The 7,661-nt window shown below is 65.5% G+C and carries 8 protein-coding genes and 1 pseudogene; 7 read left to right on the top strand and 2 right to left on the bottom strand.

Features of this window, described 5'->3' with window-relative positions; genetic code table 11:
• The coding region (locus tag MOV75_RS20290) for a murein hydrolase activator EnvC (protein WP_247006471.1) at positions 1-459 on the top strand (459 nt) is incomplete at its 5' end.
• A gap of 207 nt (positions 460-666) precedes the next feature.
• Here the strand turns inward: MOV75_RS20290 and MOV75_RS20285 are convergent.
• On the bottom strand, positions 667-1,659 hold the full coding sequence (locus tag MOV75_RS20285; protein WP_246929165.1) for an ATP-binding protein: 993 nt from the start codon (positions 1,657-1,659) through the stop codon (positions 667-669).
• Between the two features lie 182 nt (positions 1,660-1,841).
• Between MOV75_RS20285 and yajC the strand changes: the two genes are divergently transcribed.
• The 6 genes from yajC to MOV75_RS20255 are packed head-to-tail and all read left to right on the top strand — an operon-like array spanning position 1,842 to position 7,494.
• Positions 1,842-2,210 (top strand): preprotein translocase subunit YajC, encoded by a 369-nt coding sequence (yajC, locus tag MOV75_RS20280; protein ID WP_246929167.1) that lies wholly within the window; start codon positions 1,842-1,844, stop codon positions 2,208-2,210.
• Positions 2,211-2,257: 47 nt separating this feature from the next.
• A complete protein-coding gene (secD, locus tag MOV75_RS20275) occupies positions 2,258-3,859 on the top strand; it encodes a protein translocase subunit SecD (protein WP_246929168.1) in 1,602 nt (533 codons plus the stop codon).
• 10 nt (positions 3,860-3,869) lie between these two features.
• A complete protein-coding gene (gene secF, locus MOV75_RS20270; RefSeq protein ID WP_246929169.1) occupies positions 3,870-4,889 on the top strand; it encodes a protein translocase subunit SecF in 1,020 nt (339 codons plus the stop codon).
• Between the two features lie 60 nt (positions 4,890-4,949).
• On the top strand, positions 4,950-5,333 hold the full coding sequence (locus tag MOV75_RS20265) for an Mth938-like domain-containing protein (protein ID WP_106950502.1): 384 nt from the start codon (positions 4,950-4,952) through the stop codon (positions 5,331-5,333).
• Positions 5,334-5,340: 7 nt separating this feature from the next.
• A complete protein-coding gene (locus MOV75_RS20260; protein ID WP_246929170.1) occupies positions 5,341-6,204 on the top strand; it encodes a phytoene/squalene synthase family protein in 864 nt (287 codons plus the stop codon).
• A 45-nt stretch (positions 6,205-6,249) separates the two neighbouring features.
• Positions 6,250-7,494, top strand: a complete 1,245-nt coding sequence (locus MOV75_RS20255) for a threonine ammonia-lyase (protein ID WP_246929171.1) — start codon at positions 6,250-6,252, stop codon at positions 7,492-7,494.
• A 7-nt stretch (positions 7,495-7,501) separates the two neighbouring features.
• Here MOV75_RS20255 and MOV75_RS20250 read toward each other — a convergent pair.
• Positions 7,502-7,661: pseudogene (locus MOV75_RS20250) on the bottom strand (aminotransferase); the annotation flags it as partial.

Genomic DNA, 7,661 nt, shown 5'->3' with positions numbered 1-7,661 from the left:
CGCCTGGCCCAGGCCACGGCGAACGTCGAAGAGAAGCCCGCCGAGACGCCGGCGAAGGCTGCGGAGACCACCAGCGCACTGCCGACCTTCCGCTGGCCGGTGCGCGGCAAGGTGGTCACGAGCTACGGCGCCAAGACCAACGGCAAGTCCAATGACGGCATCAATCTCGCGGTGCCCGAGGGGACGCCGGTCAAGGCGGCAGAAGATGGTGTCGTCGCCTATTCCGGCAACGAGCTGAAAGGTTACGGCAATCTGGTCCTGGTTCGGCATTCCAACGGCTACGTCACCGCATATGCCCATGCGAGTGAGCTGCTGGTGAAGCGCGGCGATCCCATCAAGCGCGGTCAGGTCATTGCCAAGTCGGGTCAATCCGGGGAGGTGGCGTCGCCGCAGCTCCACTTCGAGATCCGTAAGGGATCGAGTCCGGTTGACCCGCTTCAATTCCTGAACGGGGCGTGAGGCTGACGCGGCCTATAGAGACGGGCCGCGCCGTTACCACAAGTACGCTGTCATCGTCCGCGAAGGCGGACGATCCAGTACTCCAGAGACAATCATTGTTGAGCCGATAAGCCGCGGCGTACTGGATTCCCCGCTCCAGTGCGCAATTGCGCACGAGGCGGGGAATGACAGTTGTGGGCTGGGCCGTAGCTTCGGCTGGAGCTCCCGCTACATCGCCGTCAGCTTCACGCCCAGCCGACCCGCCAGCTCCTGTACGAACTGCCAGGCGACGCGGCCTGAGCGAGAGCCGCGGGTGGTCGACCATTCCAGCGCCTCGCGCTCCAGCGCCTCGTCGTCGACCTCAATGCCGAAATGGCTGCAATAGCCGCGCACCATGGCGAGATATTCGTCCTGGCTGCAGCGGTGGAAGCCGAGCCAGAGACCGAACCGATCCGACAGCGAGACCTTCTCCTCGACGGCTTCGCCGGGATTGATCGCAGTGGAGCGCTCGTTCTCGATCATCTCGCGCGCGAGCAGATGGCGGCGGTTCGAGGTGGCGTAAAGGATGACGTTCTCGGGCCGGCCCTCGATGCCACCTTCGAGCACCGCCTTCAGCGACTTGTACGAGGCGTCGTTGCCGTCGAAGGAGAGGTCGTCGCAGAACACGATGAAGCGGAAGGAAGAGGCCCGAAGCTGCTCCATCAACGCGGGCAGGCTCTCGATGTCCTCGCGATGGATCTCGATCAACTTCAGCTTCTCGGCCGGTTTGCGCTCCGCGTTGATGCTGGCATGCGCGGCCTTCACCAGCGACGATTTGCCCATGCCGCGTGCGCCCCAGAGCAGGGCGTTGTTGGCGGGCAGGCCACCCGCGAACCGCTCGGTGTTCTCCATCAGGATGTCGCGCATCCGGTCGACGCCCTTGAGCAGGAACAGCTCGACGCGGCTGACCCGCGGCACGGCCGACAGGCGGCCGTCGGGGTGCCAGACATAGGCATCCGCCCGCTTGAACGACTCGCGCTCGACGACCGGCTTGCCCTGGGCGGAAAGGTGCGCCGCAATGGTCTCCAGCGCGCGGACGATGCGTTCCTGGGAGAGGTCTGGGGCTGGCTGAGAAGTGGCCTTGGAGGCCGTCGTGGGGCGTTTTGCCGCGACGCGGGCAGGCTTCCTGGCAGCGGTGCGGGGGCCTTTGCCGGCCGGGCTTTTGCTTGATTTTTTGGGCATGTCCGAAGTTCCTGAGAACGCAGCCTTTATCGGGCCTGAGGGCGCGCCGCAAGGTGGCCAAAAGGGCGGTCTGGCAGCGTTGCAATTGGGGCAATGGCCGCTATAGTCCGCGCGAATTTGACCGAACCGGTCGCCTTTGAGGGCCTGACCGGCTTTCTCCCGTTCTCACGAGGATCGTCCGAATGCTGATTACTCCTGCGTATGCCCAGGCTGCGGGCGCCGGCGACACCAACAGCATGTTGATGTCGCTGCTGCCGTTCGCCCTGATCTTCGTGATCATGTACTTCCTGATTCTGCGCCCGCAGCAGAAGAAAGTCCGCGACCACGCCGACCTCGTGAAGAACATCCGCCGCGGCGACACCGTCGTGACCTCGGGCGGCCTCGTCGGCAAGGTCACCAAGGTCGTCGACGACGACCAGATCGAGTTCGAGATTTCCGACGGCGTGCGGGTGCGGCAGATGCGCCAGATGATCTCCGGCGTGCGCGCCAAGGGCGAGCCGGCCAAGGAAAGCGCGAAGGAAGCCGCCAAGGACGACGCCGCGTCGAAGTGAGCGCTTCCGCGAGCATCTCAAGTCTCCTGATCTGACAGGTCCAGTCGATGTTGTATTTCACGCGGTGGAAGGCGCTCGGGATTATCCTGACGGCGCTGATCGTGTGCCTCTGCGCGGTCCCGAACTTTTTCCCCGAGGCCCAGGTCAAGACCTGGCCTGCCTGGGCGCAGCGCCGGCTCGTGCTCGGCCTCGACCTCCAGGGCGGCTCCTATTTGCTGCTCGAGGTCGATTCCAACTACGTGAAGAAGGAGCGGCTCGATCAGATTCGCGACGACGTTCGCCGCACCCTGCGTGATGCCAAGATCGGCTTCACGGGTGGCGTGACCGTGCGCAACGACGCGGCCGAGGTGCGCATCACCAAGGAATCCGACGTTCAGGCTGCGCTCGCAAAGCTGCGCGAATTATCCCAGCCGCTGGGCGGCCTGATGGGATCCAGCGGTCAGCGCGACCTCGAGGTGAGCGAGGCCGGCGGCGTGATCCGCCTGAGTATCCCGCAGGCTGCGATGCTCGACCGCATGCGCAAGACGATCGAGCAATCGATCCAGATCGTCGAGAAGCGTGTCAACGAGCTCGGCACCGTCGAACCCGTGATCCAGCGCCAAGGCAATGACCGTATCCTGGTGCAGGTCCCCGGCCTTCAGGACCCGACGCGTCTAAAGGAGTTGCTGGGCAAGACCGCGAAGATGGAATTCCGCATGGTCGATCCCTCGGTCCCGCCGGACCAGGCGCAGCAGGGCGGGTTGCCGCCGGAAGCCGAGTTCCTGCCGGCCGCCACGCCGCCGCCGACCGGCTACGTGGTCAAGAAGCAGGTGCTGGTTGCGGGTGGCGATCTGACCGATGCCCAGGCGACCTTCGACCAGCGTACCAATGAGCCGGTCGTCAGCTTTAAGTTCAATACCTCTGGCGCGCGCAAGTTCGCGCAGGCCACGCAGGAGAATGTCGGGGTGCCCTTCGCGATCATCCTCGACGGCAAGGTGATCTCGGCGCCCGTCATTCGCGAGCCGATCACTGGCGGGCAGGGCCAGATCTCCGGCAGTTTCACGGTGCAGTCGGCGAACGACCTCGCGATTCTGCTGCGCGCAGGCGCGCTGCCGGCGCCGCTGACCGTGGTCGAGGAGCGCACCGTCGGTCCGGGCCTCGGCCAGGATTCGATCGAGAAGGGTGAACTGGCGGCTTACGTCGGCTCGATCCTGGTCATCATCTTCATGCTGCTGACCTACCGGCTGTTCGGGGTGTTCGCCAACATCGCGGTGGCCATCAACGTCGCCATGATCTTCGGCCTGTTGTCGCTGCTCAACGCCACGCTGACGCTGCCCGGCATCGCCGGCATCGTGCTCACCGTCGGCATCGCGGTGGACTCCAACGTGCTGATCTACGAGCGTATTCGTGAGGAGCTGCGCGGCGGCCGCAACGCGATCTCGGCGATCGACGCCGGTTTCAAGCGGGCGCTCGCGACTATCCTCGATTCCAACATCACCACCTTCATTGCCGCCGCGGTGCTGTTCTACATCGGCACCGGTCCGGTGCGCGGCTTTGCCGTGACGCTCGGCATCGGCATCATCACCACGGTGTTCACCGCCTTCACCATGACCCGGCTGATCGTCGCCTGGTGGGTGCGGTGGAAGCGGCCGCAGAGCGTGCCGATCTAGGAGCCTGATCGTGATTCACACCGTTCTCATCGGGCTCGGCATCCTCATTGCCATCCTCACCGTGGTCGCGGCCATGGGCTGGCTGCCGTCGTTGCGCATCGTCCCGGACGACACGCATTTTGATTTCACCCGCTTCCGCCGCATCAGCTTCCCGATCTCGGCGGCGCTGTCGATCGTCGCCATCACGCTGTTCTTCACCCACGGACTGAACCTCGGTATCGACTTCAAGGGCGGCACCCTGCTGGAGGTGCGGGCCAAGTCCGGCGCCGCCGACATCTCGGCAATGCGCACGACGCTGGATGGCTTGCGTCTCGGCGAAATCCAGCTGCAGCAGTTTGGCGGCCCCGAGAACGTCTTGATCCGCGTCGCCGAACAGCCCGGCGGCGACAAGGCGCAGCAGGATGCCGTGCAGAAGGTGCGCACCGCGCTCGGCGATTCCATCGAGTACCGCCGTGTCGAGGTGCTCGGCCCGCGCGTCGCCGGCGAGCTCCTGGCCTACGGCATGCTCGGCCTGATGCTCGCGATCGTGGCGATCCTGATCTATCTCTGGTTCCGGTTCGAATGGCAGTTCGCGCTGGGGGCCATGATCGCCAACGTGCACGATATCGTGCTGACGATCGGCTTCATGTCGATCAGTCAGGTCGATTTCGACCTGACCAGCATCGCGGCGCTTCTGACGATTCTCGGCTACTCGCTCAACGACACCGTCGTCATCTACGACCGCATCCGTGAAATGCTGCGTCGCTACAAGAAGATGCCGATGCCGCAGCTGCTCAACGAGTCCATCAACTCGACGCTGTCGCGCTCGATCATCACCCACTTCACGGTGACGCTGGCGCTGCTCGCGCTGCTCCTGTTCGGCGGTCATGCAATCCACAGCTTCACCGCGGTGATGATGTTCGGCGTGGTGCTGGTCGGCACCTACACCTCGATCTTCATCGCTGCCCCGATCCTGATCTATCTCGGCGTCGGCGAGCATCGCGAGGATGCGCCCGATACGGCTGCGCCGGCGAAGAAAAGCAAGGCGTGATCCGAACCGCATGCCCTCGCAGGCGTTTGCGAGGGCAGTAAGCCCATTCGGACGAAGCTCATGGCCGGCGATCCCAACGCTCCCCATTTCCCGCGCTCGGCGCCGATCGAGGCCTATGGCAAGGGCGGCTTCGCCTTCGCCGGCATGTCGCATCGGGGCTCGCTGCTCTGCCTGCCGGACGCGATCTGGGCCTGGGACGTGACGGATCCCGCGAAGATCGACCGCTATTCGCTGGATCGGGTCTTCACGGCCGCCAACAGCATCGACACGCTCCTGATCGGCACCGGAACCGGCGTCTGGCTGCCGCCGCCGGCGCTGAGGCAGGCGCTCAAAGCGGTGAGGGTGGTGCTGGACACGATGCAGACCGGTCCCGCCGTGCGCACCTACAACATCATGATCGGCGAACGGCGGCGGGTCGCCGCCGCGCTGATCGCGGTGCCATGAACAGCACATGAGCAGCGCCGCTCCGCCGCCCGATTCCGTCACCTTCTGCGCCGATCTCGTGCGCAGCCACGACTTTCCGCGCTATGCCGCAACCCTGTTCGCGCCCGCCGCCGAGCGCCGCGCATTGCTGGCGCTCTACGCCTTCAATGTCGAGATTGTCCGCGTCCGCGACCAGGTGAGCCAACCCTTGCCCGGCGAAATCCGCTTTCAATGGTGGACCGACCTGTTTTCGGGCCTGGTCCACGGCAGCGCCGAAGGCAATCCGGTCGCGGCGGAATTGCTGCGTGCGATCCGTGATTTCGACCTGCCGGTCGAGCCGCTGTCGCTGCTCATCGACGAGCACCAGTTCGACCTCTACAACGACCCGATGCCGACGCTGACGGCGCTGGAGGGCTATCTGGCCGCGACCTGTTCGGCGTTGTTCGGTCTGGCTGCGCAGGTTCTGGGGCCGCCATCGGAGGCGGTCGAGCATCTCGCCCGTCATGCGGGACTGGCGCAGGGCATCGTGCAGGTCATGACGAACCTGCCACGCGATGCATCGCACCGTCAGCTGTTCCTGCCGGAGCAGGTGCTGGCGAGCCATGGCTGCCAGATGGAGGACGTCTTTGCCGGCAAGGACACGCCGAACCTCCGCGCCGTGCTGGACCAGCTCGTGGGCGAGGCGCAGCAGCATTTGACCACGGCGTTGTCGCTGCTGGCGCAAGTGCCGGTCGCGGTGCGTCCGGCGTTTCTGCCGCTGAGCCAGGTCAAGGCCGATCTCAAGCGCCTGTCGCACCCCGGCCGCAATCCTTTCGCGCCGCAGCCGACGTCGCGGCTGCGCACGCTCTGGACGCTGTGGCGGGTTTCACGTTCCCGGGAATTTACCAAATAGCGGCTGGCATATCGCCTCGAACCGCCGGATGCTCTATGCTGTCCCATGGCTGAGTTGTCCCAAAGCACGTCGCCTGACCTGAGCGGTTTTCCGGTCGCGCCAAGCGACATTCATGCCGCCGCCGACACCATCCGGGGTGCCGTCGTCGAGACGCCCTGCAGCTACAGCCGCACGCTGAGCAACATCTGCGGCTGCGAGATCTGGCTCAAATTCGAGAACCTTCAGTTCACCTCCTCCTTCAAGGAGCGCGGCGCGCTCAACCGCCTCACCGCGCTGACGCCGGAGGAACGTGCGCGCGGCGTCATCGCCATGTCGGCCGGAAACCACGCGCAGGGTGTTGCCTATCACGCCAAGCGGCTCGGCATTCCCGCCACCATCGTCATGCCGATCGGCACGCCGATGGTGAAGATCGAGAACACAAGGCATCACGGCGCGGAAGTGGTCGTCACGGGCGCGACGCTGGAGGAGGCGGCCGTCTTCGCACGTCACCACGGCGAAGCCCGCGGCATGATCTTCGTCCACCCCTACGACGATCCGCTCGTGATCGCGGGGCAGGGCACCGTCGGGCTGGAGATGATGAGAGCCGTGCCGGAGCTCGATACGCTGGTCGTCCCGATCGGCGGCGGCGGCCTGATCAGCGGCATCGGCATTGCCGCGAAATCGATCAAGCCGTCACTGCGAATCCTGGGCGTCGAGGCCTGGCTCTATCCCTCGATGTACAACGCCATCCATGACGGCAATCTGCCGGCGCGCGGCGATACGCTCGCCGAAGGCATCGCGGTGAAATCGCCCGGCAAGCTCACCACCGAAATCGTCCGCCGCCTCGTCGACGACATTGCGCTGGTGAACGAAGCCGAGCTCGAGCGCGCCGTTGCGACCCTGATCTCGATCGAGAAGACGGTGGTCGAGGGCGCCGGCGCCGCAGGCCTCGCCGCGCTGATGTCCGATCCCTCCCGCTTTGCCGGCCAGAAGGTCGGCTTGGTACTGAGCGGCGGCAATATCGACACGCGGCTGATCGCCTCGGTCCTCACGCGCGAGCTGGCGCGCGAGGGGCGGCTGACGCAGCTCTCGCTCGATATTCCTGATCGCCCCGGGCAGCTGGCCGCCGTTGCGGCGCTGCTGGCCGAAGCCGGCGCCAACATCATCGAGGTCTCGCACCAGCGGACGTTCTCCGATCTGCCAGCCAAGGCGACGCTGCTGCAGCTCGTCATCGAGACCCGCGACAGCGCGCATCTCGACGAAGTCATGGCAAGGCTCAGCGCGTCCGGCTTGAGCGCGCGCTGCACCTGAGCGCGCGCTACGACCGCCGCGCCAATCCCGCGATGTGGTCGATCAGGCGGTCGACCTCGGCTTCCGTGTTGTAGTAGTGCGGGGACGCCCGCACGACATGCGGCAACGCGCGGCGTTCGGCATCGATGCGCGTGCTCGGCGGATCGGAAGCGCCGATCGTGATGGCG

The sequence above is a fragment of the Bradyrhizobium sp. PRIMUS42 genome, assembly GCF_023006515.1.
Taxonomy (GTDB): domain Bacteria; phylum Pseudomonadota; class Alphaproteobacteria; order Rhizobiales; family Xanthobacteraceae; genus Bradyrhizobium.
The sequence above is the reverse complement of the archived record's forward strand: the minus strand, read 5'-3'. Positions and strand labels throughout refer to the sequence as shown.